Origin of the sequence: Cellulomonas sp. NPDC089187, from assembly GCF_040685135.1 — a bacterium.
Lineage (GTDB): Bacteria > Actinomycetota > Actinomycetes > Actinomycetales > Cellulomonadaceae > Cellulomonas.
Genome location: NZ_JBFBHI010000002.1, coordinates 360,996 through 387,381 on the forward strand (window position 1 = coordinate 360,996; position 26,386 = coordinate 387,381).

24 protein-coding genes are annotated in these 26,386 nt (G+C 71.6%); 13 read left to right on the forward strand and 11 right to left on the reverse strand.

Features of this window, described 5'->3' with window-relative positions:
* The first annotated feature begins 28 nt into the window (after window positions 1-28).
* Window positions 29-3,658, forward strand: a complete 3,630-nt coding sequence (locus tag AB0N78_RS05945; RefSeq protein ID WP_363386995.1) for a glycosyltransferase family 2 protein — start codon at window positions 29-31, stop codon at window positions 3,656-3,658.
* A 1-nt stretch (window position 3,659) separates the two neighbouring features.
* Window positions 3,660-5,267: a DUF5719 family protein gene (locus AB0N78_RS05950; RefSeq protein ID WP_363386998.1), complete on the forward strand. Its 1,608-nt coding sequence runs from the start codon at window positions 3,660-3,662 to the stop codon at window positions 5,265-5,267.
* A 99-nt stretch (window positions 5,268-5,366) separates the two neighbouring features.
* Here the strand turns inward: AB0N78_RS05950 and AB0N78_RS05955 are convergent, their stop codons facing one another.
* Together AB0N78_RS05955 and AB0N78_RS05960 are read right to left on the reverse strand one after the other, a co-directional pair.
* Window positions 5,367-6,233, reverse strand: coding sequence for a glycosyltransferase family 2 protein (locus AB0N78_RS05955; protein WP_363387000.1), 867 nt, complete (start codon window positions 6,231-6,233; stop codon window positions 5,367-5,369).
* Window positions 6,234-6,245: 12 nt separating this feature from the next.
* Entirely contained in the window at window positions 6,246-6,710 is a 465-nt protein-coding gene (locus tag AB0N78_RS05960; protein WP_363387003.1) for a metallopeptidase family protein, read from the reverse strand.
* Between the two features lie 97 nt (window positions 6,711-6,807).
* On the opposite strand from AB0N78_RS05960, the gene AB0N78_RS05965 reads away from it, so the two are divergent.
* From AB0N78_RS05965 to AB0N78_RS05985, 5 genes are all read left to right on the forward strand, one after another.
* Window positions 6,808-7,179: a DUF3499 domain-containing protein gene (locus AB0N78_RS05965; RefSeq protein ID WP_363387006.1), complete on the forward strand. Its 372-nt coding sequence runs from the start codon at window positions 6,808-6,810 to the stop codon at window positions 7,177-7,179.
* A 4-nt stretch (window positions 7,180-7,183) separates the two neighbouring features.
* Window positions 7,184-7,471 carry a hypothetical protein gene (locus AB0N78_RS05970; protein ID WP_363387009.1) on the forward strand — a complete coding sequence of 96 codons (288 nt, stop codon included), beginning with the start codon at window positions 7,184-7,186 and terminating at the stop codon, window positions 7,469-7,471.
* Window positions 7,472-7,502: 31 nt separating this feature from the next.
* Window positions 7,503-8,969 (forward strand): phosphomannomutase/phosphoglucomutase, encoded by a 1,467-nt coding sequence (locus tag AB0N78_RS05975; protein ID WP_363387011.1) that lies wholly within the window; start codon window positions 7,503-7,505, stop codon window positions 8,967-8,969.
* A gap of 2 nt (window positions 8,970-8,971) precedes the next feature.
* Entirely contained in the window at window positions 8,972-9,172 is a 201-nt protein-coding gene (locus AB0N78_RS05980) for a hypothetical protein (protein ID WP_363387013.1), read from the forward strand.
* A gap of 133 nt (window positions 9,173-9,305) precedes the next feature.
* Window positions 9,306-10,235 (forward strand): cation diffusion facilitator family transporter, encoded by a 930-nt coding sequence (locus AB0N78_RS05985; protein WP_363387016.1) that lies wholly within the window; start codon window positions 9,306-9,308, stop codon window positions 10,233-10,235.
* A gap of 67 nt (window positions 10,236-10,302) precedes the next feature.
* Here AB0N78_RS05985 and AB0N78_RS05990 read toward each other — a convergent pair whose 3' ends face one another.
* The 3 genes from AB0N78_RS05990 to AB0N78_RS06000 all read right to left on the reverse strand — a co-directional run bounded on the left by AB0N78_RS05990 (window position 10,303) and on the right by AB0N78_RS06000 (window position 13,426).
* Window positions 10,303-11,214: a glycine betaine ABC transporter substrate-binding protein gene (locus AB0N78_RS05990; protein WP_363387019.1), complete on the reverse strand. Its 912-nt coding sequence runs from the start codon at window positions 11,212-11,214 to the stop codon at window positions 10,303-10,305.
* Window positions 11,215-11,288: 74 nt separating this feature from the next.
* Window positions 11,289-12,176: an ABC transporter permease subunit gene (locus AB0N78_RS05995; RefSeq protein WP_363387022.1), complete on the reverse strand. Its 888-nt coding sequence runs from the start codon at window positions 12,174-12,176 to the stop codon at window positions 11,289-11,291.
* Window positions 12,173-13,426, reverse strand: a complete 1,254-nt coding sequence (locus AB0N78_RS06000; protein ID WP_363387025.1) for a glycine betaine/L-proline ABC transporter ATP-binding protein — start codon at window positions 13,424-13,426, stop codon at window positions 12,173-12,175. The genes AB0N78_RS05995 and AB0N78_RS06000 overlap by 4 nt, the downstream gene beginning before the upstream one ends.
* Window positions 13,427-13,972: 546 nt before the next feature.
* Here AB0N78_RS06000 and AB0N78_RS06005 point away from each other — a divergent pair.
* The 4 genes from AB0N78_RS06005 to AB0N78_RS06020 all read left to right on the forward strand — a co-directional run bounded on the left by AB0N78_RS06005 (window position 13,973) and on the right by AB0N78_RS06020 (window position 18,105).
* Window positions 13,973-15,382 (forward strand): sensor domain-containing protein, encoded by a 1,410-nt coding sequence (locus AB0N78_RS06005; RefSeq protein ID WP_363387027.1) that lies wholly within the window; start codon window positions 13,973-13,975, stop codon window positions 15,380-15,382.
* Window positions 15,383-15,387: 5 nt separating this feature from the next.
* Entirely contained in the window at window positions 15,388-16,044 is a 657-nt protein-coding gene (locus AB0N78_RS06010) for a response regulator transcription factor (RefSeq protein ID WP_363388221.1), read from the forward strand.
* A 154-nt stretch (window positions 16,045-16,198) separates the two neighbouring features.
* Window positions 16,199-17,332, forward strand: a complete 1,134-nt coding sequence (locus AB0N78_RS06015; RefSeq protein WP_363387030.1) for an acyltransferase — start codon at window positions 16,199-16,201, stop codon at window positions 17,330-17,332.
* Window positions 17,323-18,105 (forward strand): hypothetical protein, encoded by a 783-nt coding sequence (locus AB0N78_RS06020; protein WP_363387033.1) that lies wholly within the window; start codon window positions 17,323-17,325, stop codon window positions 18,103-18,105. Before AB0N78_RS06015 ends, AB0N78_RS06020 begins: the two co-directional genes overlap by 10 nt.
* On the opposite strand, the gene AB0N78_RS06025 is transcribed toward AB0N78_RS06020, so the two are convergent.
* On the reverse strand, window positions 18,081-19,070 hold the full coding sequence (locus AB0N78_RS06025; RefSeq protein WP_363387036.1) for a stage II sporulation protein M: 990 nt from the start codon (window positions 19,068-19,070) through the stop codon (window positions 18,081-18,083). The two genes, AB0N78_RS06020 and AB0N78_RS06025, sit on opposite strands and share 25 nt — an antisense overlap.
* A gap of 51 nt (window positions 19,071-19,121) precedes the next feature.
* Here AB0N78_RS06025 and AB0N78_RS06030 point away from each other — a divergent pair, with 51 nt between their 5' ends.
* Window positions 19,122-19,952 (forward strand): RDD family protein, encoded by an 831-nt coding sequence (locus tag AB0N78_RS06030; RefSeq protein ID WP_363387039.1) that lies wholly within the window; start codon window positions 19,122-19,124, stop codon window positions 19,950-19,952.
* A 1-nt stretch (window position 19,953) separates the two neighbouring features.
* Here the strand turns inward: AB0N78_RS06030 and AB0N78_RS06035 are convergent, their stop codons facing one another.
* A complete protein-coding gene (locus AB0N78_RS06035) occupies window positions 19,954-20,388 on the reverse strand; it encodes a MarR family transcriptional regulator (RefSeq protein WP_363387042.1) in 435 nt (144 codons plus the stop codon).
* Window positions 20,389-20,454: 66 nt separating this feature from the next.
* Between AB0N78_RS06035 and AB0N78_RS06040 the strand changes: the two genes are divergently transcribed.
* Entirely contained in the window at window positions 20,455-22,344 is a 1,890-nt protein-coding gene (locus AB0N78_RS06040; RefSeq protein ID WP_363387044.1) for an ABC transporter ATP-binding protein, read from the forward strand.
* On the opposite strand, the gene AB0N78_RS06045 is transcribed toward AB0N78_RS06040, so the two are convergent.
* The 4 genes from AB0N78_RS06045 to AB0N78_RS06060 are packed head-to-tail and all read right to left on the reverse strand — an operon-like array spanning window position 22,322 to window position 26,386.
* A complete protein-coding gene (locus AB0N78_RS06045; protein WP_363387047.1) occupies window positions 22,322-23,608 on the reverse strand; it encodes a DUF58 domain-containing protein in 1,287 nt (428 codons plus the stop codon). The genes AB0N78_RS06040 and AB0N78_RS06045 overlap by 23 nt on opposite strands.
* Before the next feature lie 17 nt (window positions 23,609-23,625).
* Window positions 23,626-24,597, reverse strand: coding sequence for a MoxR family ATPase (locus tag AB0N78_RS06050; protein WP_363387049.1), 972 nt, complete (start codon window positions 24,595-24,597; stop codon window positions 23,626-23,628).
* On the reverse strand, window positions 24,594-25,772 hold the full coding sequence (locus AB0N78_RS06055; RefSeq protein ID WP_363387052.1) for a DUF4350 domain-containing protein: 1,179 nt from the start codon (window positions 25,770-25,772) through the stop codon (window positions 24,594-24,596). Before AB0N78_RS06055 ends, AB0N78_RS06050 begins: the two co-directional genes overlap by 4 nt.
* Window positions 25,769-26,386, reverse strand: coding sequence for a DUF4129 domain-containing protein (locus AB0N78_RS06060; RefSeq protein ID WP_363387054.1), 618 nt, complete (start codon window positions 26,384-26,386; stop codon window positions 25,769-25,771). The genes AB0N78_RS06055 and AB0N78_RS06060 overlap by 4 nt, the downstream gene beginning before the upstream one ends.

The window sequence follows — 26,386 nt, forward strand, 5'->3', positions numbered from 1 at the left end:
GGGCGAGGCGTCGGCTATCACCCCTGAGGTGACCACGGTCGTCGTCACCCGCGGACGGACCCCCTTTCTTCCAGCCACGCTGCGTGCGCTGGCCGCCCAGACCCGCCCCGGCGGCCGCCTGGTGCTGGTGGATGTCGGCGCTGACGCCGATCCACGGGTGTCCGCGACGCTGGATGCGGCGGGACTGACCGGCACGGTGTTGCACGACCCACGGGCGAGCACCTTCGGTGCGGCGGTGCGCACCGCCGTGGGTGCCGGCTCGGGTGAGGGCTGGTTGTGGCTGTTGCATGACGACAGTGCCCCCGACCCCACGGCGCTGGCCGAGCTGCTGCGTGCGGTGGAGGCGGCGCCGTCGGTGACGATCGCCGGTCCCAAGCAGCGCACCTGGACCCGCCCGGTCCGGCTGTTGGAGGTCGGCATCCGCACCTCCCGGGGCGGACATCGCACCCTCGATGTGGAGCCGGGCGAGGTCGATCAGGGGCAGCACGACGGTCGGGACGATGTGCTCGCCGTCGGCACCGCCGGGATGCTGATCCGTCGGGATGTCTGGGCTGAGCTGGACGGCCCCGATCCGGCGCTGGGACCTTTCGGCGACGGGCTGGATCTGTGCCGTCGTGCCCGCTTGGCCGGGCACCGCGTCGTGGTGGTGCCCTCCGCGGTGATCCGGCACGCCCAGGCCTCATTCCATGGGCTGCGCGGCGAGCAGGCCTCCGCGGCGGCCTTCGTCGATCTGGACGCCGACGGCGAGCCGGATGGGGCCGACCCGCGGCGGTCGTACCAGGCGCGCCGGGTGGCGATGCTGCACCAGCGGTTGACCGGGGTGCCCGCTCTGGCGGTGCCGGTGGTCGGTCTGTTGGCGATTCTGACCGGGTTGATCCGGATGCTGGTGCGGATCGCGAGCAAGGAACCGGGGCTGGCCGCGGCGGAGATGTCGGCCACGCTGCGGGTGCTGACCCGGCCCGCGGCGGTGATCCGCGCCCGTCGTCGCGCCGCTCGCACCCGGCGACTTCCCCGGCGGGCATTGCGCCCCTTGCAGGCCGATCCGCGCACCGTGTGGCGGCAGTGGCGTGATCGACGACTGACGCGCGCCGAGGCACGACGAGTGCGGCAGGCACCCTCGGAGTTGGAGCTGCGCGAGCTGGCCGCGCTGGCTCGTCGTCGCCGGTACGGGCTCGGGGCGCTGGTGGTGCTCCTGCTCGGGGTGACGCTGGTGGCCTTCGGTCGACCACTGGTGTCGGTGCTCGGCGGCGATCGGTTGGCCGGTGGTGATCTCATGCCGGCCGGCTCGGGAGTCTCCGACCTGTGGCGGACGATCAGCACCGGGTGGGTGCCGGGCGACTTGGGCGACCGTGGTCCGGTGGATGCGCTGGCGACCGTGTTGATCCCGGGGACCGCGCTGTTCGGCGGCAGCCTGGACGCTGCTCTGACCGCGCTGACTCTCGGCTCGGTGCTGCTGGCGGGGGTGGGAGCGTGGTTCGCCGCGGGTGCCGCGACCCGCTCGGTGGGGGTCAGGCTGTGGGCCGCAGTGGCCTGGGCGGCCTTGCCCAGTCTGTTGCTCGCGTCGGACTCCGGCCGGGTCGGTGCTGTGCTGGTGCATGTCGCCCTGCCGTGGTTCCTGTTGGGTCTGGCCCGGGCGGCCGGTGTCCAGCAGGTGGATCGGGTGCGCTCCGGTCTGGACACGGTGAGTCGGGAAACTGACGAAGTCGCGCCTGATCTGTCCGCCGAGCAGTGGCCGGACCCGGAGGCGTGGGCGCGCGCCGGGTTCCGTGAGATGCGCCGGGGCGGCCGCCGCAAGCCGCGCGGATCACAGGGCGAGGACTCGACCGAGGGCAGCGGCATCCCCGCGTCCGGTGCCGCCGACCCGCAGGAAGAGCCCACCCCGCTGACCCCCCGCCCCCTGCCGTCGCGCGCCGACGCCACCTCCGTGCCGAGCCCTGCGGCCGAGTCCAGCTCACCGGTGACCACCTCGATCACGCTGCCGGTTCCTGACCGTCCGGGCGACCCGGACACCACCGGCGAGGCCGCGCCCGCGCAGGACCCGACCCCGACCGGTTCCATCGCCGCGGCGGCCGGTGCGGCCCTGGCTCTGGCCGTGGTGGTCGCCGGTGCGCCGGTGCTGCTGCTGCCTGGCCTGCTTCTGCTGATCGTGGCTGCCTGCTGTGCGCCGCGAGGCCGACGCCTGCGTCTGGTGCTGGCGGGGCTTCCGGCGCTGGCGCTCCTGGGGCCGACTCTGGCGGAGGCCGCCTCGCGTGGCACGGCGGGATGGCGGCTGCTGTTCGCCGATCCCGGGTCGCCGCAGTCCGCCGTGCCGGTGGACGCGATCCACCAGCTGCTCGGGGTTCCCGCCGAGGCCACGTCGCTGGCACCCGACTGGTTGACCGAGCTGCTCGGCGTGGATCTGGTCACCTGGTGGCCAGCGTTGGCGGGGGCGGCGATCCTGCTGCCCGCCCTGGTGGCGCTGTGCCGTGGCCGGTCCGTGGCGCGCGGGGTGCGCCTGGGCTGGCTGATGGCCGCGCTCGGGCTGACCGTGGCGGCAGTGTCCGGTCGGGTGGTGGTCGGTCAGCAGGAGGGTGTGGCCGTCACCGGGTGGACGGGCACGGGGCTGTCCTTTGCCTACGCCGGGCTGGTGGCTGCCGCCGTGCTGGGGACCCGTGGGGTGCAGGCCAGGCTGGCCGAGGCGAACTTCGGCTGGCGCCAGTTGACCGCCGGGATTGTCACGCTGGTGGCGGTGCTGCTGCCGGTGGCGGCCTGGGGCAGCTGGTCATGGCAGAGCCGTCAGGGTGAGGTCGGCGCGCTGAGCTCCCTGGACCGGGCGGTGGTGCCGGCCATCGGCCAACAGACGCAGCAGGGGCCGGACGCGCCCCGGGTGCTCGCGCTGACCGTCGACACCGAGGGGGTGACCGCGTGGCAGTTGCTGCGCGGTGACGGGCCTCGACTGGTCGAGGAGTCGGCTGCGGTGCGCACCCGAACGTTGACCGGCGCGCTGGCCGACCCCCGGACTGCCGAGGGTGATGACGCCACGGCTGAGCTGGTCGATCTGGTGGCACGGTTGTCGGCGGGATCGAGTGAGGACGTCGCCGCGGAGCTGGCCGCGCTGGCGGTCGCCGACGTGCTGGTGCCGACGGTGGCGGAGGACGACACCTCCGTGCGCGGTCAGCAGCGCACCGCTCTGATCGGCCGACTCGATGCCACCCCGGGTCTGGAACGGATCACCGAGGTCGAGTCCGGCGTGATCTGGCGGGTACAGCCCACTGCCGTGGACGGCGGCGTCGATCAGGTGGTGACCGCCTGGGCACGGCTGCTGCCGGATGCCTCCGCCGCGACCACCGCTGAAGGCTTGACCGGGGCGAATGCTGTGCCGGTCCCGGCGCAGGGCACCGCGGTGGACACCACCATCCCCTCCGGGGACTCCGGACGGCTGTTGGTGCTGGCCGAGCGGGCCGACTCCGGGTGGAGCGCCACCCTGGACGGCCGTCCGCTGCGCAGCGTCACCGAGGGGTGGCGGCAGACCTTCGAGGTCGGGGCCGAGGGCGGTCACCTGGTGGTCGAGTACCGCCCCGCCGACCGGATGCCGTGGCTGATCGCACAGGGTGTGATCGGGCTGCTGACCGTGCTGCTCGCGGTGCCGGTGCGCCGCCGTCGTGCCGGGAGGCGATGACATGTCCCAGGAGAAGCCGACCGGGGGGCGGGCCGCTCGCTGGCTGAGCGGCCTGGTCGTGCTCGGGTTGACCGGGGGAGCGACCGCACTCGGGATCGCGCTGCCGGACACCGGGTCGACCTCCGCCAGCGGCACCACCGAGGTGAAGGTGCCCGCAGGGACCACCAGCCTGGTCTGCCCGGGTCCGCTGACCGTGCCCGAGGACCAGGATGCCGGGGGTGCCGACTTCAGCCGGGTGCCGGTGGATCCGGTGCAGCGGATCAGCGTGCTGGACACCTCCGGCGCGAGCTCGGCCACCCTGTCCGTGCTGGACGGAGCCACCCAGGACGTGTCCGGGGGTGCGCTGACCCTGCGCGACCCGGCCGGACCCGCGGTGCTGACCGCTCCGGCGGTGAGCGGTGAGGCGGCCCGGGTGGCGGGCACCACCAGCGCGGTGACCACCGACGGTGACCTGCGCGGGCTGTCCGCCGGTGGCTGCGTGACCCCGGCATCCGATGTCTGGCTGGTCGGCGGCAGCACGGCGTTGGAGAGCACGGCGGATCTGGTGTTGGTCAACCCCGGCGTCACCACCGCGCAGGTGTCCCTGAGCATGTGGGGTCCGGCCGGGCAGGTGGATCTGTCGACCTCCACGGAGGTGTTGGTCGCTCCGCAGTCCAGTCGCACCGTAGTGCTGCCCGGGGTTGCCGCAGAGGAACGCCGGATCGTGGTGCACGCCCAAGCCTCCGGGGGGCAGATCTCCGCCTATCTCCAGGATTCGCTGTTGGAGGGCCTGACGCCGCAGGGCACGGATCTGGTCACCGCGGGTCAGGCTCCGGCCACCGAGCAGCTGGTGCCCGGACTGATGCTCCAGACCGCCGAGGTGGACGACCCCGCCGCCGCGCAACTGCGGTTGTTGGCCCCGGGCGACCAGGACGCCACCGTCTCGGTGACCCTGGTGGGCCCGGACGGTCAAGTGCCGCTGTCCGGTGCGCAGGACCTGGTGCTGGAGGCCGGGGTGGTGACCGACCTGTCGCTCGGCGGCGTGCCCACCGGTGCGTACACCGCGGTGGTGGACTCCGATCATCCGGTGGTTGCCGGTGCGATGGTCGCCCGCGAGGGCGATGTCGGGGAGCAGGACTCGGTGCCGCGGATGGACCGGGGGTGGGCCGCCGCGACCCAGACCGGTGGCGGCCTGGTGGCTCGACCGGCTGGAGCGGATGGACGCCTGCTCCTGACCGTGCTCGCGGCCGAGGACTCCGCGGTCTCGACGCCGGACACCGCACCCACTCCGACCCCGACCCAGGGACAGCGTGCCGAGGTCGAGGAGGACACCCCGCAGGGTCCGAAGGTCGAGGTGACCGTCCGGGCCTACGGCGAGCGCGGTGAGCTGACCGAGGAGGAGGTCACCGTCGAGGTCGGCACCACGGGCCGGATCGACGTGGCCGATCTGAACCCGGACACCAGGCTGGTCGAGGTCAGCGCCCCCGAGGGTGTGGAGCTGGTCTGGTCGATGTTCGCCTGGAACCGGGCAGCCGACGGGACACTGGTGACCGTGGTCGAACCGCTGCTGGACACCGACACCGACTCCACGGTGCGGGTGCGCGCAGCCGACCGCGCCGGGCTCGACTGACCTCAGACGGCCAGACGGCCAGACGGCCAGACGGCCAGACGGCCAGACGGCCAGACGGCCAGACGGCCAGGGAGTGCCAGGCTGCGGCCCCGCCCCGACTCAGCGTGCCGCGCGCAGCTCGACCTTCTCGCGCAGCCCCAGCCCGACGCTGATCGCCACCCGGACCGGCCACTGGTACCAGCGGTGGTAGCGCCGGTGCAGGTACTGCTTCGCGCTAGTGTGATGGGCAGAGATCATCCGGGCGGGACGCGCCTTCCAGGAGACCCCGCCGACGTGCACCACCGCGGCCGACGGCACGTAGACATTCGCCCACCCCGCGCGGCCGAGCCGTTCGCCCAGGTCCACATCCTCAAAGAACATGAAGTAGCTGGTGTCGAATCCGCCGACCGCCTCGAATGCGGTTCGGCGCAGCAACAGGCACGCCCCGGACAGCCACCCGGCGGGGCGCTCGGTGCCGGTCGACTCCTGACGGCGATGGTAGGCCCGGGTCCACGGGTTGCCCGGCCAGACCTTGCCCAGCACCGCGTGACCGGCCCCCTGGGTCAGGGAGGGCAGCTCCCGCGCCGAGGGGTACACGCTGCGATCCTCATTCAGCAGCGCCGGGCCGAGCGACCCCGCCCGGGGGAGTCGCTGCGCGGCGGTCAGCAGGATGTCCAGCGATCCGGGTTCCCAGATCACATCCGGGTTCGCCACCACCACCCAGTCTTGCCGCGCGTCAGCGGCACCGAGGTTGGCCCCGCCGCCGTACCCCCGGTTGCGGCCATCACGGATCACCCGAGCACCGACCCGCGCGGCCACCCGGTCGGTGACCTCGGTCTCGGAGCCGTTGTCCACGATGACCAGCTCGACCGGGGCCGTGGTGGCAGTGGCCAGGCTGTCGACAAAACCGTCCAGCTCCGTACCCGGGTTGAAGACGATGGTCACCACGCGTACGGCGGGCAGGGCAGGGGCGGGGGAGGTCGTCATGGCCGGGTCAGACTAGCGTCCGTCCCCGAGCTGAGGGTCGATCTCCTCCGGGGCGCGGCCCAGCAGGTGCGCCACCTGGTCGACCACGACCTCGTGCACCAGGTCGGCCAGATCGTCGGGGCCGTTGGCGCGGCTCTCGGTGGGTCGCCGGTAGATCACGATCCGCGGCGGCAGCCCGGGTTCGCTGGGGAAGCAACGGCCGAGCGGCACCCCGCCGTGTTCCCAGGGCGCGGGATCGGCGGGTGGCACGTCCTCCACCGCGAACTCCACACCGTCCAGCTGGCGACCCCAGCGCAGCTCCAGCCGTTCCACCGAGGCCAGCACGACCTCGTCGAAGCGCTCTGCTCGGGTGCGTGCAGCCGGCAGACCGGCGGGCAGCAGCGGTCCTCGCAGGCCCCGGCCCCGACGGTCGCGGCGGCGCACCGGCCCGATCTGGCGGGGCACGGAGAAGTCGGGCAGATACCGGCTGGAGGCCATCGGCGCACTCTATCGCTGCGGTCTCTGGCGGGTGATCCTGGGCCGGTCCCCGCGTGGTCACCGACGAGCACGGGCGGCGAGGGGTACGGTCTTCCCCGTGAGATCCGTCCGTCAGTGCTCCCGCACCGCGTGCGGTCGTTCTGCGGTGGCCACCCTCACCTATGTGTACGCCGACTCGACGGCGGTGCTCGGCCCGTTGGCGACCACCGCTGAGCCGCATTCCTACGATCTGTGCGCCGAGCACGCCTCCCGGCTGACCGCGCCGCGTGGGTGGGACATCGTGCGGTTGGCCCCCGAGTTCGTTGAGACCGGCCCGAGCCACGACGATCTGGTGGCGCTCGCCGAGGCCGTGCGGGAGGCCGGACGCCCGGTGCAGGCCGCGGTGCCTGAACCGCTGCCGTCGGCGGACCAGCTGGCCGGCGAACGACGACGCGGTCACCTGCGCGTGCTGCGCGGGGACGAGGACTGAGCCAATGGGCGCGGGGGCGACCGAGGGCGCACGACGACGGGGGCGACGACCAGCACCGGTCGAACCTCTGGGGTCGCTGACCCGTCAGGACCAGCAGGTGCCGGTGGGCACCCAGGCCTGCACCGCTTGCGGGGCGACCCGGCTGACCCGGCTGCGGCTGACGCTGGCGGACGGCACTGAGGTGACCTTCGTGTCCTGCCATGCCTGTGAGCACCGGGCGTGGGTGCCGGTGGACGGTGACGGCACACCGCTGACCCGCGAGCAGGTGATGGAGCGCTCCGCGAAGCGCTGAGCCGGCAGGCCACACGGCTAGAGTGGCGGGCGTGTCCGAGACGAACCGTGATGAGCTGCCCGACCTCACCGGCCTGATTAAGGCCTATGACGTGCGGGGAACCGTGCCCGACCAGCTGAACGCCGAGGTGGCCCGCGCGATCGGTGCCGCCTTCGCTGAGGTGGTGGTGCTGCCGGAGGTCACTGCCGGGCAGCCCGCGCGTGTGGTGATCGGCAATGACATGCGACCCTCCGGTCCGGAGCTGGTCGGGGCCTTCGCCGAGGGCCTGGCCGGTCGGGGCGTGGACGTGATCCGGATCGGTCTGTGCTCCACCGACGGGCTGTACTTCGCTTCCGGGAAGCTGGGTATCCCGGGTGCGATGTTCACCGCCTCGCACAACCCGGCCGAGTATAACGGGATCAAGCTGTGCCGCGCCGGTGCGCGTCCGGTCGGTCAGGACTCCGGGCTCTCCGACGTGCGCGACCTGGCCGCCCGCTACCTGGGTGAGGGCGTGCCCGCCGCGGTGTCCGAGCCGGGCACCGTGACCGAGCAGGACATGCTCGCCGACTACGCCGCCTTCCTGCGCGGGCTGGTCGACCTGTCCGGCATCCGTCCGTTGAAGGTGGTCGTCGACGCCGGGAACGGTATGGGTGGATACACCGCCCCCGCCGTGCTGGGCACCGGTGCCGGTCTGCCGGAGCTGCCGCTGGAGGTGGTGCCGCTGTACTTCGAGCTGGACGGCACCTTCCCGAACCACGAGGCCAACCCGCTGGAGCCGAAGAACCTGGTCGACCTGCAGAAGGCCGTGGTCGAGCACGGCGCGGATATTGGCCTCGCCTTCGACGGTGACGCGGACCGCTGCTTCGTGGTGGACGAGAACGGCGACCCGGTGTCCCCGTCGGCGATCACCGCGCTGGTCGGTCTGCGGGAGATCGCCAAGGAGCAGGCCGCCGGCCGGTCGAACCCGACGATCATCCACAACCTGATCACCTCACAGGTGGTGCCGGACCTGGTGAGCGCCGCGGGTGCCACGCCGGTCCGCACCCGGGTCGGGCACTCCTTCATCAAGGCGCAGATGGCGCAGTCGCAGGCGGTGTTCGGCGGTGAGCACTCGGCGCACTACTACTTCCGGGACTTCTTCTTCGCGGACACCGGGATGCTGGCGGCGCTGCATGTGCTGGCGGCGCTCGGCGGTCAGCCGCACCCGCTGTCGGCGCTGGCCGAGCAGTACCAGCCCTATGTGGCCTCCGGTGAGATCAACTCCCGGGTCGAGGACGTCGCGGCGGCCCGCGCGCGGGTGATCCAGGCCTATGTCACCGAGCAGGGCGCCGGTCCGGTCACCACCGATGAGCTGGACGGGCTGACGGTCTCGCACTGGGACGGCCACCCGCAGTGGTGGTTCAACCTGCGCGCGTCCAACACCGAGCCGCTGCTGCGCCTGAACGTCGAGGCCGCGGATGAGGACATCATGGAGAAGGTGCGCGACGACGTGCTCGCGCTGGTCCGGCAGGAGAACTGACGATGAGCGAGAACACCACCGGCGTCGTCGACTGGCTGCGTGAGTTGCTGCGCTGCCCGGTCACTGGTGCCACCCTGGTCGACGGCGTGGGCCCCGGCGGTCAGCCCGAGCTGGTCTCCACCGATCCGCAGCGCCCGCTGGCCTACCCGGTGCGCGACGGCATCCCGGTGTTGATCCAGGCTGAGGCGCGCTCGGTCGCCTGAAACCGCTGAAACACCGAGAACGCCCTGGACCCGTGTCCGGGGCGCTTCTCGTTTAGCATCACCCCCCGGAGCGGCCGGCCGCGTGCTCCCGTCCCGGGTATCCCCGGGACGAGTGACGACTCGGAGGTTTCTCATGGCACACGGTGGGGGGAACAAGGCGATCATCGCCGCGCTGTCCGCCAATCTCGGTATCGCGGTCACCAAGTTCATCGCGTACCTGCTGACCCACTCCAGCTCGATGTTGGCCGAGTCGGTGCACTCCTTGGCCGATTCGGGCAATCAGTTGCTGCTGTTGGTCGGCGGCAAGCGGGCCAAGCGCGCCGCGGATGAGGAGCACCCCTTCGGCTACGGCCGCGCGCGGTACCTGTACGCCTTCGTGGTGTCCATCGTGCTGTTCAGCCTCGGTGGCCTGTTCGCGCTCTACGAGGCCTGGCACAAATTCGCCGACCCGCACGGGATCGACTCCTGGCACTGGGTGCCGGTAGCGGTGTTGCTGGCGGGCATCGTGATGGAGGGCTTCTCCTTCCGGACCGCGATCAAGGAGGCGAACCACACCCGTGGCTCGCAGTCCTGGTGGCAGTACATCCGCACCGCGAAGGCCCCGGAGCTGCCGGTGGTGTTGCTGGAGGACTTCGGTGCGCTGCTGGGTCTGGTGTTCGCGCTCTTCGGGGTGGGGATGACCCTGGGTACCGGCGACGGACGCTGGGACGCCATCGGCTCGGCGGCGATTGGTCTGCTGCTGGTGGTGATCGCGGTGGTGCTGGCCATCGAGACCAAGTCGCTGCTGCTCGGTGAATCGGCCACCCGCAAGGACGTCGACGCGATCAAGGCCGCGCTGGTGGGCCAGGGCGTGCCCTCGGTGATCCACCTGCGCACCCTGCACCTGGGGCCGGAGGAGCTGCTGGTGGCCGCCAAGATCGAGGTCTCGGCGCAGGAGTCCGCGGTGGAGGTGGCCCAGGCCATCGATGCCGCAGAGCAGCGGGTGCGGGCCGCGGTGCCCATCGCCCGGGTGATCTACCTGGAGCCGGATCTGCGGCGGGCGGTTGAGGCCGCGCAGCCCTGAGCACGGCCCTTCGCGAACACAGCAACGGCCCCGGTGGATCGCTCCACCGGGGCCGTTGCTGTGGGTGTCAGACGCCCGCAGCGTCCTTCAGCTCGGTCACGAACTCCGGGTTGGCGTCCAACCAGGTCCGGGCGGACTCGGCCGGGTCGGAGCCGCCGTCCTCGTTGAACATCTGGTTCTCCAGGGAGAACAGCTGCTCATCGGTGAGGGTGAAGGCCTCGATCATCGACGACAGGGTCGGGTAGTCCTCAGCGAAGCCCTCACGGCCGACGGTGTGGATCTCCTCGGCCTCGCCCATCGCGCCCTCGGGGTCCTCAAGGTCCTTGATCGGGTACTCGTCGTAGGCCCAGTGCGGCCGCCACAGGGTGACGGCGATGTTCTCGCCCGCGTCGGTGGCGCCCTTGAGCTCGGCCAGCATCGCCGGGGTGGAGGACACGACGAACTCCATGTCGTCCAGACCGTAGGTCGGGATGGCCTCGTCCTGGGTGATCCGGGTCAGACCCGCGCCGGCTTCGATGCCGACCAGGCGGTTGTCGAACAGGTCGGCGTTGTCGGCGAGGTCGGCCAGGGAGTCAACCGGGGCGTCCTCATTCACCGCGATGGTGAGCTTGGCGTCGTCGTACCAGGTGCCCAGGTCCTCCATCTGGTCGCCGTACTGCTCCCAGTAGTCGGCGTGGGTGGTGGGCAGCCACATGTCGAAGTTCACATCGAAGTCGCCGCCGGTGATCCCGGTGTAGACCACACCCGGGTCGGCCTCCTCCGAGGTGACCGTGTAGCCCTCGTCCTCCAGGATCGTGGCGAACAGGTGCGAGACCGCGATGCCCTCGTCCCATCCGGAGTGGATGCCGATCGCGACCTCGGGCAGGTCGCCGTTGTCCAAGCGGTCGGCGTCGGAGTTGCCCGAGCCGGAGGAGCAGGCGGCCAGGGCCAGAGTGGTGCCCAGGGCCGTGGCGGCGAACAGGGTGGAGCGCGTGCGCATGTCGTCCTTTCCGTGGGGCAGCATCGGGCCGCCCCGTGGTGGGGGATGTCGGAGTAGCTGTGGGGCCTGCGCGATCAACGCGAGGCGGAGGAGGCGGCGACCGCCTGGGCGACCTTCGACTTCGTGCCGAAAGCGGAGGTGACCCGGTCCAGGAACATCGCGAGGATGACCACGGCCAGACCGGCCTCGAAGCCGAGGGAGATGTTGACCCGGTTCAGTGCGGCGACCACGTCGCCACCCAGACCACCGGCACCGACCATGCCGGAGATGACCACCATCGACAGGGCCAGCATGATCACCTGGTTCACGCCCGCCATGATGGTGGGCATTGCCAGCGGGAGCTGGATCTGGCGCAGGATGCGCCCGTCGGTGGACCCGAAGGCCTGACCGGCCTCCACCACCTCACGGTCGACCTGGCGCAGGCCGAGCTCGGTGAACCGCACACCCGGTGCCATCGCGAAGATCACGGTGGCGACGATGCCCGGCACCACCCCGACCCGGAAGATCACCACGGTGGGGATCAGGTACACGAAGGCGGGCATGGTCTGCATGAAGTCGAGCACCGGCCGCATCGCCCGGGACACCCGGTCGTTCCGGGCGGCCCAGATGCCCAGCGGGATAGCCAGCACCAGCGCGACGACGCTGGCCAGGATCACCAGGGCCAGGGAGTCCATCGCATTGCTCCACTGGTCGACCGCGGCGATCACCACGAAGCCGATCAGGGTGCCGACGGCGAGCTTCCAGCCCTTGGCGAAGAGCGCGATGAGAGCCAGCGCCAGGATGATCAGCCAGAACGGCGGGGCGCTGAGCACGGTGTCCAGGCCGTCGTAGGCACCGGTCAGGAAGGACCGGATCACCTTGAATAGGCCGCTGAACGTGGTGGTGACCCAGGTGACGATGGTGTCGACCCACTCGCCGAGCGGGAGCCGGGGCAGCCAGGAGGCGATGTCGGCGGAGTTCATGCGCGCACCTCCTCGATCTCGGTGGCCTGCGGGGCGACGGCATCGACCACCGGGGTGCCCTCGGGCGGGGTGCTGCTCTCCGGCGGCACCATCGCCTCCAACAGGGTCACGCGCGGGATCACACCGACCAGACGGCCCTGCTCGTCGGTGACCGGCACCGGCAGCGGGGACTCGGCGGCGGGGGCGAAGACATCGGACAGCGGGGTGTCCGCAGAGACCGAGCTGAGGCTGGTGTCGACCCGGCCGACCAGGGTCTCGGCACCATCCCGGGTGGCCTTGACGGCGTCCTCGTCGCGGATGATGCCCTGGAGCCGGCGTGCTCGGTCGACCACATAGGCGGCGGCGACCTGCTGCTCGCGCATGGTGCGCAGCGCCAGACGGGGCCCCGCGTTCAGGCTGGCCACCGCGGCCGGGCGACGCATTACCGAGCTGGCGGTGAGCACCCGGGTGCGGTCGACGTCGGCGACGAACTGCGCCACGTACTCATCGGCGGGGTCGGAGAGGATCTGCTCACTGGTGCCAACCTGGACCACTCGGCCATCCCGCATGACTGCGATCCGGTCGCCGAGGTACATCGCCTCGTTCAGGTCGTGGGTGATGAAGACGATGGTCTTGCCCAGGGTCTGCTGGAGCTCCAGGAGCTGATCCTGCATTTCGCGTCGGATCAGCGGGTCCAGGGCGGAGAACGCCTCGTCCATCAGCAGAATGTCGGTGTCCGCGGCCAGGGCGCGGGCCAGGCCGACGCGCTGGCGCATCCCGCCGGACAGCTCGTGCGGCAGGTGGTCGGTCCACTGGTCCAGCCCGACCATGCCCAGCGCCTCGCGGGCCTTGGCATTGCGCTGATCCTTGGCCATGCCCTGCAGCGCCAGCGGGTAGGCGGCGTTGTCCAGCACTGTGCGGTGCGGGAGCAGGGCGAAGTGCTGGAACACCATCGACACCTTGCGCTGGCGGATCTCGCGCAGCTGGGCCGGGCTGACCGCACTGAGGTCGTCGTCGCCGAGCAGGACTCGCCCGGCGGTCGGCTTCCACAGTCCGTTCAGCATCCGGATCAGGGTCGACTTGCCGGAGCCGGACAGGCCCATCACCACGAAGGTCTCCCCGGAGGCGATCTCCAGGTTGGCGTCGATCACCGCAGCGGTACCCCACTGCTTGACGTCCCCACGTCCGGCACCCTCACGCAGGCGGCGCACCGCCTGCTCCGGTCGTCGCCCGAACACCTTGTACACGCCTTCGACGCGCAGTCCCGTCACTCATTCACCTCGTCACGTCCGTGACGCGCGGACCGGGGGCCGGAACTCCGGGCGGAGCTCAGGACAACCCGCACCAGTCGCGCATCTGCGGTCGGCAACCCCCAGCGGGCGGTCGCGACGTGCGACGGGTGTCGCGCGCCGGCCCGGCCCTCGAACGCGGATCGGCCCCCGCTTCGCAGCCCCGTCCGGGGCGCCGCGAGGGCCGAGATCTGGCGTTCTGTGCCGACCAACTCGTTGATCTGGTCAGCAACCACCATTCACCAGTTCGTGCCGTATGGCGAATGAGGTAGCCGAAAATCGGGCGCAGGTTCGGGCGATTTTACCCAGGTAAAGGCCGAATGACCTGCGACTTTACCTAGTCTTGGATCGTTACCGTTTCGTGACGCGGGACCTTGGTCCGTGGTGGCCAGAGGTGGCGGCCCTAGGGGTGTGCCGGGGCCGTCGCTGCGGGGGATAACCCCACTAGATCCGACCGGATGGCCGGGTGTTCCGCCCCCGTTGCCGGACGCGACGATGATGGTCACGATCCACCCTGAGGAGCACATGATGACCAGCACCACCGGTTCGCAGCCCACCGAGCCGCTGCCGACCACATCCGCCGACTCCGGCGCGGCGGAGCAGAGCGCCCCGTCGCCCGTCGAGCCCGCGACCCGTGCCGTTCCGAGCGTGCCCCCGACCGACCGGGTCACACTGCCCGGTCGGGTGTGGCGCGAGCTCGCCTACTTCCTTGTGACGCTGGTGCTCAGTTCGGTCGTGTTCGCGTATCTGATCGCGATCGTGTCGGTGTCGGCAGGGCTGCTGGTGACGGTGGTCGGACTGATCGTCCCCGCGGCGATGGTGGTGGGTGCCCGTGGATTCGGGGGTGCGTTCCGCTCGCTGGGGCGGTCGATGCTGGGAATCGACGTCCCGGCTCCGCCGGCGCCCCGCGAGGTGCACGGCTTCTGGCGTCGGTTGGTCGGGTGGTGGAGCGACCCGGCCGGGTGGCGCGCGCTGCTGTTCGGGCTGGTGGCCTGGCCGCTGTCGATGCTGGCGAGCATCGTGTCCACGACCTTCCTGGCTGTCGGGCTGGGCGGGATCACGCACTGGGTCTGGTCCCGGTTCCTGCCCGAGCAACAGGCCCCGGACGGCACGATGCACCGCGGGGCGTCCTTCGGTGACAGCTACTTCATCGACACCGCTCCCCGGCAGTGGCTGATGGTGGGCGTCGGCGTGCTGGTGTTGGTGGCCGGGTGGTACCTCACCCGCGGTTTCGCCGCGATGTTCCGTGGGCTCAGTCGCGGACTGCTCGGGCCGACCGAGAACAGCCTGCGCGTCGCGCACCTGGAGCGGACCCGCAGTGCTGCGGTGCAGGATGCCGATGCTCGGCTGCGTCGGATCGAGCGCGACCTGCACGACGGCACGCAGGCCCGTCTGGTGGCGGTGGCGATGCAGATCGGTGATGTGAAGGACCGGCTGTCCGAAGGACCTGACCCGGAGTCCGCTGCTCTGCTGGGGGCCGCGCATGCCGGACTGAAGGAGACGCTCACCGAGCTGCGGGAGATCGCCCGGGGTATCCACCCGCCCGCACTGGACGACGGACTGGCGGTGGCGCTGACCACCTTGGCCGCCCGCTGCCCGCTGACCGTGGCCGTGCGGACCGAACTGCGCCGCGAGCCCGACCCGGAGATCCAGGCCATCGCCTACTACGCGGTGGCGGAGCTGCTGAGCAATGCGGTCAAGCACGCTGCGGCTGATCGGGCCGCAGTGGACGTCTCCGGTGGGCGGCGACGCCTGGTGGTGCAGGTGACGGACAACGGTCGCGGTGGCGCGGCGCTGGGGCTGCCCGGTGCCTCCGGCGGCTCCGGGCTGGCCGGACTCGGCGACCGCGCCGCTGCGGTGGACGGCACGCTGGAGATCGACAGCCCCGCCGGTGGGCCTACGGTGATCACCGTGAACCTGCCGATGAGTGCCCGATGACCCCGTTGAAGGTGGTGATCGCCGAGGACTCGGCGGTGCTGCGCGACGGCCTGGTCTCCCTGCTGACCCGACGTGGCCACCAGGTGCTGGCCGCGCGACCGGATGCCGAGGCGCTGCTGGCTGAGATCCCGGCCCTGCCCGAACCGCCGGATGTGGCGGTGCTGGACGTGCGGATGCCGCCGACCTTCACCGACGAGGGCCTACGTGCCGCGCTCGCGATACGTCGGGACCATCCCGGGGTGGGGGTGCTGCTGTTCTCCCAGTACGTGGAGACCAGCTACGCCACCGAACTCTTCGGTGCCGACGCCCGTGGCACCGGCTACTTGCTCAAGGATCGGGTGGCCGAGGTTCGGGACTTCCTGGACGCGTTGGAGCGGATCGCCGCCGGTCAGACCGTTTTGGACCCGGAGGTGGTGGGTCAGTTGATGGGTGCGGCTCGGATCGATCCGGGCCTGGCCCGGCTCAGCCCTCGGGAGACCGAGGTGCTGGAGATGATGGCCGAGGGGCGGTCGAACGCCGCCATCGCGGAGAAGCTCTACCTGTCTGCCGGGGCGGTGGAGAAGCACGTCACCTCCATCTTCGGCAAGCTCGACCTGCCACCGGACTCCGGTGACAACCGGCGGGTGCTGGCCGTGCTCCGCTATCTCAACCTCGGCATCTGAGCGCGACCGGGGGATAACCCCACACCGATTCGGGAGAAGCCCGCCGGAGGTCCGGCGGGCTTCTCCATGTCCGGGATCGGTGCGGGCGAACAGGCTGGTCAGGTACCCGAAAGTCGGGTGCCCGCGCCCCACGCGGCTCCGCAGGAGGAGCGTCATGACCGCCACCCTCACGCCACCGGTCCTGGACCGGTCGAACACCCTGACCCGACCGGCACCCGCCCGCGTCGGCCGGGACCACTACACCGACGGCATCCGCGCGGTGGGCATCCTGGCCGTGGTCGCGCTGCACTGGCTGATGGTCGAGGCGGCCTGGACCGGGGACCGCCTGGTGATCGGTAATGCGCTCGGTCACGGCGGGGCCTGGGTGTTGACCTGGCTGCAACCGTTGCCGGTGCTGTTCTACGCCGCAGGGGTCGCCGCCGGACACAGCTGGCGCAAAGCCTCCGGTGCCCGTCGATTCGTCACCGGCCGGGTGCAGGCGATGCTGCCGGCAGTGGGGTGCTTCGCGGTGGTGTGGGCCGGACTCATCGCGCTGCTGCCGGAGATCGGGGTGCCCTCGGCGGCGGTGCACCAGGCGGCGCGGATCGCCCCACAGCCACTGTGGTTCCTCGGTGTCCAGGTCGTGCTGCTGGCGTTGACCCCGGCTCTGGCCCGGGCGGGGGACCGGTGGGGTTGGCGGGTGCCGATGGTGCTCGGTGCCGGGGCGCTCGCGGTGGACATGCTTCGCTTCGGTGCCGGGATCGACGGGGCTGGGTACGCCAACCTGGTGCTGGTCTGGGTGGTGCCGTACCTGATCGGTCTGCTGGACACCCGTGGTCGTCGTCCGGCTCCGACCCGTGCCGCGGTGCTCGCCCTCGGTGCGCTGATCGCCACGGTGCTGCTGATCGCGGTCGGCCCCTATCCGATGTCGCTGATTGGGATGCCCGGGGACGCGGTCTCCAATCTGGCCCCGCCCACCGCGCCGGTGCTGACCTTCGCGGTGGCCCAGGTCGCCGGGGCATTGGCACTGCGGCCGCTGCTGACCGAGCGAGCTGCGCGCTCCCGACTGGTGAGGTGGGCGAACACGCATTCAATGGGGCTCTACCTGTGGCACCTGACCGCGATGTTCCTGCTCACCGGGGTGATGATCTTCGCCCTCGGGGTGGCCGTCCCGGAGCCGTGGACCGCGGTGTGGTGGCTGACCCGACCCGTGGTCGCGCTGGCGGCCGGGGCGATCCTGTACGGGTTGTTGCGGCTGGAGAAGCTGCTGCTGCCGGTGGTGCGTCGTGCGGTGGAGGCATGGAGGTGATCTGCCTCGACGTCCAGCGTTCTCCCAGTCGGGAATGGTGGCCTGGTGCCGTGCTGCACCACCGACTGACCCCCGACGCCGACGTCCCGGCGACCGGCTGGACCGTGTCCCGTGCCGGTCTGGTGGATGTGAACCCGATCGCCCGCCTGATGCAGGAGCATCGCCCGTTCATCGACCTGGACGGCGATGGCCGACGCGATGAGCCCGGCGATCCCACCCAGGCCGCACCGGCCACCCGGCTGATCCTCAGCCACGGTGGTCTGGAACACGGCGAGGTCTGGTATGCCCGGGCCGATGATGATCAACCCTCCGAGGTGGCGGCGGCCGCGGTGTGGATGCCGCCGGACGCCCACGGACTGGCGCTGGACCTGCACCGGGTGGTCGCCCGTGAACTGGGTGTCCCGGCACCGGCGACCGACATTCCCGCCGAGGCACCGCTGCGGTCCATCATCGCGGCCACCTCGGAGCTGATCGCGGTGCTGCGCGGGTCGAGCGCCCAGCGTGTGCTGATCATGCTGGCCGACAACCGGGACGGCCCGGAACGGCTCGACGTGCTGGCCGAGCTGCTGTCGCCGGTGATCACCACGGAGCTGGCCGCGGGCAGGGAGACCTTCGCCGTGACCGTCGACCCGGCACAGGTGGCGGATCTGACCGCCCTGGGCTTCCGGCCGGTGCTCACTGCACCGCTGGGTGCCGCCGAGCTGTGGCTGGGGGCGGTGCATCCCGCGCTGCGTCCGCCGCTGCCACCTCAGCCCGCGACCGCGACGGTGTAGCCGGCCTCGTCCTCGCTCAGGTCCCCGGTGTGCCCGGCCCGGGCCGCCCGCCCGCCGAGCACCAGGGTGTAGGCCCAGAATGCCGCCAGGGCGAGCGCGCCGATGGCGATCTTCACCCACCACAGCAGCGATGACCCGGTGACGAATCCCTCGATCAGCCCGGAGATGAACAGCGTCAGCACCAGCCCGATCGCCACGGTGATCAATGCCCGGCCCTCCTCGGCCAGGGCCCGCGACCGGGGACGGCCGCCTGGGGAGATCCAGGCCCAGAACAGTCGCAAGCCCGCCGCCCCGGCGACGAAGATGCTGGTCAGCTCGAGCAGGCCGTGCGGGGCGATCAGCGTGAAGAAGGTGTCCAGGCTGCCGTGGGCGGCCATCAGCCCGCCCATCGACCCGACGCTGACCGCGTTGGTGAGCAGGATGTACGCCGGGCCGATCCCGGTGATACCGATCCCGATGCACACCGCAGCGATCCAGGCGTTGTTGGTCCACACCACCCCGGCGAATCCGGCCCCCGGGTCGTAGTACTCGGCAAAGGCCGTCTCGACGTACTCCTGCTGTTGCTCCGGCGTCATCATCGCGTCCAGCACGCCGGGCTGCGTGGCCACCCACCACCCGCTCAGCGTGGCCAGGGCGAGGAACACCAGGGTCACCGTGATCGACCACCAGCGGATCCGGTACAGCGCGGCGGGCAGTGACACCGCCAGGAACCCGGTGACATCCCGCCACGCGGGCTCGTGCCGACCGGCGATGGTGGCCCGCGCCCGGGCCAGACTCTGGGACAGGCGGGTCACGGTGTCCGGGTCGGGGGCGGCTGAGCGCACGGTGGACAGGTCGGTGGCGGCGGACTGGTAGAGCCGGATCAGCTCGTCGGCCTGCGCACCGGTCAGACGTGAGCGGCGGGCCAGTTGGTCCAGCCGTTCCCAGGTGGGCCGGCGCACGGCGAGGAAGGCGTCGATGTCCACCCTGGATACCCTAGGCCCGGCCACGACGGACCGGACGGCAGGAGACGGGCGATGTCACTCGACACGCGCGACGGCGTGGTGATCGGTGAGGGTGTGCTGCTGGAGAACCAGCCCACGTCCTTCGTCACCCGGGCGCTGGGCGGGGTGATCGACGTGGTCGTCACCGCGCTGGCGTATGTGCTGGTCCTGCTGGGCTTCCTCGCCATCGGGGGCGGGATCGGGGAGGACGGGACCCGGATCCTGAGCGTGGTGCTGATCGTGCTGTTCTTTGTCGTGGTGCCGACCACGGTGGAGACCCTGACCCGGGGGCGGTCGCTGGGCAAGCTGGCGGTGGGGATCCGGATCGTGCGGGACGACGGCGGTCCGGTGCGATTCCGGCAGGCGCTGGTCCGGGCGTTGGTCGGGGTGCTGGAACTCTGGTTGACCGTGGGGTCGGTGGCGCTGATCTGTTCGCTGGTCCATCCGCAGGGCAAGCGGGTGGGTGATCTGTTGGCCGGGACCTACGCGATCCGGGTGCGGTCCACGGTGACGGCGCGCGCCGTGGTGCCGATGCCCCCTGCGCTGGCGGGCTGGGCGGCGGTGGCCGATGTGGGGCGGTTGCCGGACGGTCTGGCGCTCTCGGTGCGGCAGTTCCTGGTCCGCGCGCCGGGTCTGCATCCGACCTCGCGCGCGGATCTGGGTGGGCGGTTGGCGACCGAGGTGCTGGCGCACGTGTCGCCGCCCCCACCGGCCTGGGCGCATCCGGAGCAGGTGTTGGCCGCGGTCGTGGCCAGTCGCCGGGACCGGGACTATCGCGCCCTGCGGCGGGCTGAGACGGGCGAGCAGCAGGACGGGGCGCGTCTGCGGCGGTTGCCCTTCGGGGTGCCCGACCCGGAGAACTGACTCAGTCGTCCGCCAGGCGGTGCAGGAGGCGCAGCAGCTCGGCGCGTTCCGCCTGGTCCAGCCGGGACAGGAGTTCCTCCGCGCGCCGACGGCGTTCGGCATCGGCGGTGGCGAGCACCTCGCGGCCGCGGTCGGTCAGGGACACCAGGGTGGCGCGCCGGTCGGTGGGGTCGGGGGAGCGGTCGACCAGGCCGGCATGTTCCAGATCGTCCACCAGTGAGGTGATGGAGCGGGGCACCACGTCCAGCCAGCCAGCCAGGGTGGTCTGGCGTTGTGGTTCGCCGGCCCGGGCGAGGACACGCAGCATCCGGTGCCGGGCAGGGGTCAGCTCTACCGGGCTGAGGTTCTCGCGGACCTCGCGGCGCATCCGGCGCAGGGTGGTGCGCAGCAGCCAGAAGAGTTCGTCGCCGTCGGTGGTGTGGTCGTGCTCACGCATGGGAACAGAATAGCGAGTGCAGAACATTGAGAGGTAGACTCACTAAAAACGTTCCGAGAGGCCGCCATGTCGATGCACTCCCCGGGCGGGCCGGCGATGTTCCGATCCTTCCGCCTCGATCCCACCGTCACGCAGAAGAAGCTCACCCGCGACGTCCTGCGCCGCATCCTCACCTTCGCCCGCCCCTACCGCGGCACCATCGCGATCTTCCTGGCGTTGGTGGCCGTCGACGCCGGGATCGGTGCCGCCACCCCGTTGCTCTACCAGCGGATCATCGACCAGGGCATCGCCACCGGGCGGACCGGTGTGGTGCTGGCACTGGCCGGGGTGGTGGCGGTGCTGGCGATCGTCTCGGCCGGACTGACCCTGGCCTCCCGGTGGCTGTCGGCGAAGATCGGCGAGGGCCTGATCCTCGATCTGCGCACCCAAGTCTTCGACCAGGTGCAGCGGATGCCCCTGGCGTTCTTCTCCCGGACCCAGACCGGCGCACTGGTCCAACGGTTGAACGGTGACGTGCTCGGCGCGCAGCAGGCCTTCACCTCCACGCTGTCCAATGTGGTCTCCAATCTGCTGACCGTGGTGCTGGTGATCGCGGCCATGCTGTCGCTGTCCTGGCAGATCACCCTGGTCTCGCTGGTGCTGCTGCCGGTGTTCGTGCTGCCGGTGCGGGCGATGGGCCGCCGATTGGCCGCGGTCACCCAGGAGAGCTACCAGCTCAACGCGGTGATGGGCCAGACCATGACCGAACGCTTCAACGTGGCCGGTGCCCAGCTGGTCAAGCTGTACGGCCGCACCGCGGACGAGACCCGGGTCTTCCACCAGCGTGCCTCGCGGGTGCGGGACATCGGGATCACCAGTGCCCTGTACTCCGCGGTGTTCCGGATCGGCCTGACCCTGGTGGCGGCGGTGGCGGTGGCCATCGTCTACGGCCTTGGTGGGGTGCTGGCGATCCGCGGCTCGCTCACCGTGGGCGTCGTGGTGGCGCTGACCAGCTACCTGACCCGGCTTTACGGGCCGATCACCGCCCTGAGCAATGTGCAGGTGGACATCATGACCACCCTGGTCAGCTTCGAGCGGGTGATCGAGGTGCTGGACCTCCAGCCCTCCGTGGCCGACGCCCCGGACGCCCGCCCGCTCGGCGACATCACGGCGACCGCCACCGTGGAGGTGGAGCATGTCGACTTCCACTACCCGGCGGCCTCAGAGGTCTCCCTGGCGTCGTTGGAGTCGGTGGCACGGCTGCAAACCGAGACGCCCGGCCAGACCCTGCACGACGTGAGTTTCACCGTGCCGCACGGCCACCTGGTCGCCCTGGTCGGCCCTTCTGGTGCTGGCAAGACCACGATCACCCAGCTGATCTCCCGGATGTACGACGTCAGCTCCGGTGCCATCCGGGTCGCTGGGCACGATGTGCGCGCCGTTACCCAGGACAGCCTGCGCGACGCGATCGGGGTGGTCAGCCAGGACGCCCACATGTTCCACGACACCATCCGGGCCAACTTGGAGTACGCCAAGCCGGGTGCCAGCGACGAGGAGTTGGAGCAGGCGCTGCGCCGGGCTCAGATCTGGGACCTGGTCAGCCGGCTGCCCGATGGCGTTGACACCGTGGTGGGGGACCGCGGGTACCGGCTGTCCGGTGGGGAACGGCAGCGCTTGGCTATCGCCAGGTTGCTGCTCAAGGCACCCCCGATCGTGATCCTCGACGAGGCCACCGCACACCTGGACTCCGAGTCCGAGGCCGCCGTGCAGCGCGCTCTGACCGAGGCGCTGGTTGGCCGCACCGCCATCGTGATCGCCCACCGGCTGTCCACGGTGCGCGATGCGGACAGCATCGTGGTGCTCGATCAGGGTCGGGTGGTCGAGCAGGGCAGCCACACCGATCTGCTCGCCGCGGACGGCCTGTACGCCGAGCTGTATCGCACTCAGTACGCCGCTACAGCCGCCCCGCGGCCTTGAGCGCCAGGTAGGTGTCCGCCAGTCGCGGTGCCAGGTCGTCCGGCAGCGCGTCCACCACCTCCACTCCGCGGCCGCGCAGGAGTCCGGCCACCGCCGACCGTTCCAGCTCGGTGCGTTCGGCGGCGGCCGCGGCCATCAGGTCGTCGCGGTCAGTGCGCAGCTGCTCCACCTCCGGGTCTCGGACGCTGGCCAGCACGACCTGGTGGCGGGAGGTCAGCTGCGTGATCACCCCTAGCAGACCGGCCTCCACGGCAGCGGGTTCCAGGGCGGACAGCAGCACCACCAGCGCCCGCTGACTCAGCCGCTGTGAGACCTGCCCGACCACCCCGGACCACTCGGTCTCCACCAGGGCGGGTTCGACGTCGGAGAGAGCCTCAGCCAGGGCGGGCATCAGCCGTGCTCCGGCCGCGCCGGTGACCCGGGCGCGCACCGCGCGGTCGTAGGCGACCAGCTCCACCCGGTCACCGGCGCGCCCGGCCAGCGCGGCCAGCAACAGCGCCGCCTCGATCTGCGCATCCAGCCGGGGCGCGTCGCCGACCCGGGCAGCACTGGTGCGGGAGGTGTCCAACACCAGCAGCACCCGGCGGTCCCGCTCCGGACGCCAGGTGCGGACCACCACATCGGCCCGCCGCGCGCTGGCCCGCCAGTCGATGGACCGCACGTCATCGCCCACCACGTACTCACGCAGCGAATCGAACTCGGTGCCCTGTCCACGCACCTGCACCGCCGCACGGCCATCCATCTCGCGCAGCCGGGCCAACCGACTGGGCAGATGCCGACGGGAGGCGAACTCTGGCAGCACCCGTAGCTGCCCGGGCACCACAAGTGAGGCCTGCCGACCCGCCAACCCCAGCGGCCCCGCGGTGCGCACGGTCACCCGGTCCGCGCGCAGCGTGCCCCGACGGCTCGGCAACAGTGCCGTGCGCACCCGCACCGATTCCCCCGGCGGCAGCGACACCAGATGCCGGTTCGCCACCGCACCCGCCGAGGGCGGCCAGGCATCACGGACCAGCCCGCGCAGCCGTCGACGCCCAGTGTGGGTCAGCAGCAACCGCGACTGAGCGGGCTGGTGCAACCGCACACTGGCATCCGGGGCCTCGCGCAGCATCGCCACCAGACGCGGCGAGGCCGCCAACGCGGCGTCCAGCACGCACAGGGCCAGCACCAGCAGCGCCCAGACCAGCACGGTGCCCGATGCCGGGAACAGCAGCACCGGCACCACACCGAGGGCGGTCAGCACGACCGCGCGCCAGGTCAGGGTCATATCTCAGCCAGGTCGTCTCAGCGGGGCACCGGCACCGAGGCCAGCACGCCGTCCAGCACCGACTCGGCGGTGACCCCCTCCAGCTCGGCCTCCGGGCGCAGCTGCACCCGGTGCCGCAGGGTCGGATGCGCCAGCGCCTTCACGTCATCCGGCGTGACGAACTCCCGGCCGGACAGCCAGGCCCCGGCCCGGGCAGTGGCCAGCAGCGCGGTCGCACCACGGGGGGAGACACCCAGCGACAGCGAGGGCGACTGCCGGGTCGCCCGCACGACGTCCACCAGATAGCCCAGCACCTCCGGGGCCACCTGCACCCGGGCCACCTCCGCGCGGGCACGGCCAAGCAGGGCCGCGTCGGCCACCGGTCGCACCCCGGCCGCCGTCAGGTCGCGCGGGTCGAAGCCGCGGGCGTGCCGGGACAGCACCTCGATCTCCTCCGCGCGCTGCGGCAACGGCAGGGTCAGCTTCAGCAGGAACCGGTCCAGCTGCGCCTCCGGCAGCGGGTAGGTGCCCTCGTACTCCACCGGGTTCTGGGTGGCGATCACTACGAAGGGGTCCGGCAGCGGTCGGGGTGTGCCGTCCACCGACACCTGCCGCTCCTCCATCGCCTCCAACAGCGCCGCCTGAGTCTTGGGCGGGGTGCGGTTGATCTCGTCCGCGAGCATCAGATGGGTGAACACCGGACCCTCCCGGAAGGAGAACTCGGCGGTGCGGGCGTCGTAGACCAGGGAGCCGGTGATGTCGCCGGGCATCAGATCTGGGGTGAACTGCACCCGGGCGGTGCGCAGGTCTAGTGCGGTGGACAGCGTGCGCACCAGCAGGGTCTTGGCGACGCCGGGCACCCCCTCCAGCAGCACGTGTCCGCGGCACAGCAGGGCGATCACCAGGCCGGTGACCGCAGCGTCCTGTCCGACGACGGCGCGGCCGACCTCGGTGCGCAGGGCGGTCAGCGCCTCGCGCAGGTCGGGGGTGGTGGCATGCGGTTCGCTCACGGGTGGTGGACCTCGCTCTCCAGATCGTCCAGCTGCCGGGCCAGGGTGCGCAGGCCCGCGTCGTCGGTGGGTGGCGGGCCGTACAGCAGCGCGCCGAGGGTGGTGGCATCCCGTCCGGTGGCCCGGACCAGGGCGTCGATCAGGTGTTCCGGTGCTGCGGAGCTGGGCACACCCAGGCGGCGGGCGCAGCGGTCGGCGGCACCGGCACGCAGGGCGGCGGCGGCGTGGCCATGCGCGCGGCCGCGGCGGTACAGACGGGCCCGCCCCCGGGTGGTCTCAGCGGCGCGGACCACCACCGGCAGGCGTTCGGCCACCACTGGTCCGAGCCGGCGACCCCGCCAGATCGCCGCGGTGAGCAGCACCACCAGGCTGAGCAGCCCCAGCGGCAGCGCCTGTGGCGGCAACAGGGAGGTCACCGTCGAAGCCCCCGGCTCGGGCTGCGCGCCCAGATCATCCAGCGCCGGGATGTACCAGACCAGGTGGTCATGGCGGCCGAGCACTCGCAACGCCAGGGCGGCATTGCCCTCCTCTGTGACCCGGGAGTTGCTGAACAGCAGCGCGTCACCGATCAGATCGATCCGGCGGTCATCCTGGGACCAGGACCCGTAGACGTGGCTCCCGTCGTCCAACGGGAAGCACAGGGTGCTCGACCACGGACCGGTGACCCCCGTGCTCGCGGCGCCACCGGCGCGCACCGCACCCGCCGCCCGGGCGTCCGGGTCCGCGCACTGGGCGGTATGCCGGGCCAGAGCCGGTCCGGTGGTGGTGAAGGACATCCGCCCATCGGTGGCAGCCGAGGCGAGCGCGGGGGAGTCGAGCAACACCAGGTCGGCGGCGGTCCCGGCCAGCGCCTCCACCTGGTCACGGCTCAGTGCGAGGTCAGAGGTGACCATCAGCGTGCTGCCGGGCCGCGCCGCCGCCACCGCCGCGGCACTGGTCCGCACGTACTCGACCTCGACGCCCTGGTCGCCGAGCACCTGGGCCAGCGCTCGACCACCGGAGTCGGTGGGGTTGTCCGGTGCCAACGGGGTGGCCGAGGTCCGTGGTTCGGGCAGCAGCGCGGCCACCCCGGCCACCGCAGCCACGAGCACCGCGACCAGCACCCACCGCCACCGTTGCCAGCGTCCGGCAGCCCGCGTCGCCGCAGTGGTGCCGTCGCCCAGCACGGCGGTCATCGGACGCTCACCCGGGCCCGGTCGACCACACGGTCCAGTTCCCGCAGCCGTTCGTCGTCCGCCGGTGACGCATCGTGATGCCCGTAGACCACACCGTCGAACAGGTGGCTGGCCCAACGCAGCTCCTCGGCGTGGGCGGGCAACCGCTGCGCCACAGTGTCCGTGGCCTCCCGGGCGGTCCGTCCGGGCCGTTCGTCCAGCACCGCCCGGTCCTCCAGCGCGCGCACCAGGGCGCGGAACCGCTCAGCGACCGCGGTCACCCAGTCTCCGGCCGCCGCAGCCGCGTTCGCCGCCGCCCGGAGGTCCTCGGCGTCCCGGCGGTCGTCCGCGTCGATCACCCGGGCCGAACGACCAGCGCCCGACCCACCACGGCGCACCGGCCCGGCCACCCGGAACGCCACCAGCGCCACAACGACGACCAGCGCCACCACCAGCAGCAACCACCACGGCCCACCCTGCCCACCGGTCGGCACGGAGCCGAACAGATCGGACAGCCAGTCCCAGAACCGCTGCAACAGGCTCCGGCGCTCGCGGTAGACCGGGTCGGCCAGCTCGCGCTCCAGCCACTGCCGGGCCTGATCGGCGTCGGGGTCGACCGGGACGTCGAGGCGCAC

Bases quoted from the DNA above. Each gene is read 5' to 3' on its own strand.
- AB0N78_RS05950 (WP_363386998.1), top strand. From the start codon at position 3,660: ATGTCCCAGGAGAAGCCGACCGGGGGGCGGGCCGCTCGCTGGCTGAGC.
- AB0N78_RS05955 (WP_363387000.1), bottom strand. From the start codon at position 6,233: ATGACGACCTCCCCCGCCCCTGCCCTGCCCGCCGTACGCGTGGTGACC.
- AB0N78_RS05960 (WP_363387003.1), bottom strand. From the start codon at position 6,710: ATGGCCTCCAGCCGGTATCTGCCCGACTTCTCCGTGCCCCGCCAGATC.
- AB0N78_RS05970 (WP_363387009.1), top strand. From the start codon at position 7,184: ATGGGCGCGGGGGCGACCGAGGGCGCACGACGACGGGGGCGACGACCA.
- AB0N78_RS05980 (WP_363387013.1), top strand. From the start codon at position 8,972: ATGAGCGAGAACACCACCGGCGTCGTCGACTGGCTGCGTGAGTTGCTG.
- AB0N78_RS05985 (WP_363387016.1), top strand. From the start codon at position 9,306: ATGGCACACGGTGGGGGGAACAAGGCGATCATCGCCGCGCTGTCCGCC.
- AB0N78_RS05990 (WP_363387019.1), bottom strand. From the start codon at position 11,214: ATGCGCACGCGCTCCACCCTGTTCGCCGCCACGGCCCTGGGCACCACT.
- AB0N78_RS05995 (WP_363387022.1), bottom strand. From the start codon at position 12,176: ATGAACTCCGCCGACATCGCCTCCTGGCTGCCCCGGCTCCCGCTCGGC.
- AB0N78_RS06005 (WP_363387027.1), top strand. From the start codon at position 13,973: ATGACCAGCACCACCGGTTCGCAGCCCACCGAGCCGCTGCCGACCACA.
- AB0N78_RS06015 (WP_363387030.1), top strand. From the start codon at position 16,199: ATGACCGCCACCCTCACGCCACCGGTCCTGGACCGGTCGAACACCCTG.
- AB0N78_RS06020 (WP_363387033.1), top strand. From the start codon at position 17,323: ATGGAGGTGATCTGCCTCGACGTCCAGCGTTCTCCCAGTCGGGAATGG.
- AB0N78_RS06030 (WP_363387039.1), top strand. From the start codon at position 19,122: ATGTCACTCGACACGCGCGACGGCGTGGTGATCGGTGAGGGTGTGCTG.
- AB0N78_RS06035 (WP_363387042.1), bottom strand. From the start codon at position 20,388: ATGCGTGAGCACGACCACACCACCGACGGCGACGAACTCTTCTGGCTG.
- AB0N78_RS06040 (WP_363387044.1), top strand. From the start codon at position 20,455: ATGTCGATGCACTCCCCGGGCGGGCCGGCGATGTTCCGATCCTTCCGC.
- AB0N78_RS06045 (WP_363387047.1), bottom strand. From the start codon at position 23,608: ATGACCCTGACCTGGCGCGCGGTCGTGCTGACCGCCCTCGGTGTGGTG.
- AB0N78_RS06055 (WP_363387052.1), bottom strand. From the start codon at position 25,772: ATGACCGCCGTGCTGGGCGACGGCACCACTGCGGCGACGCGGGCTGCC.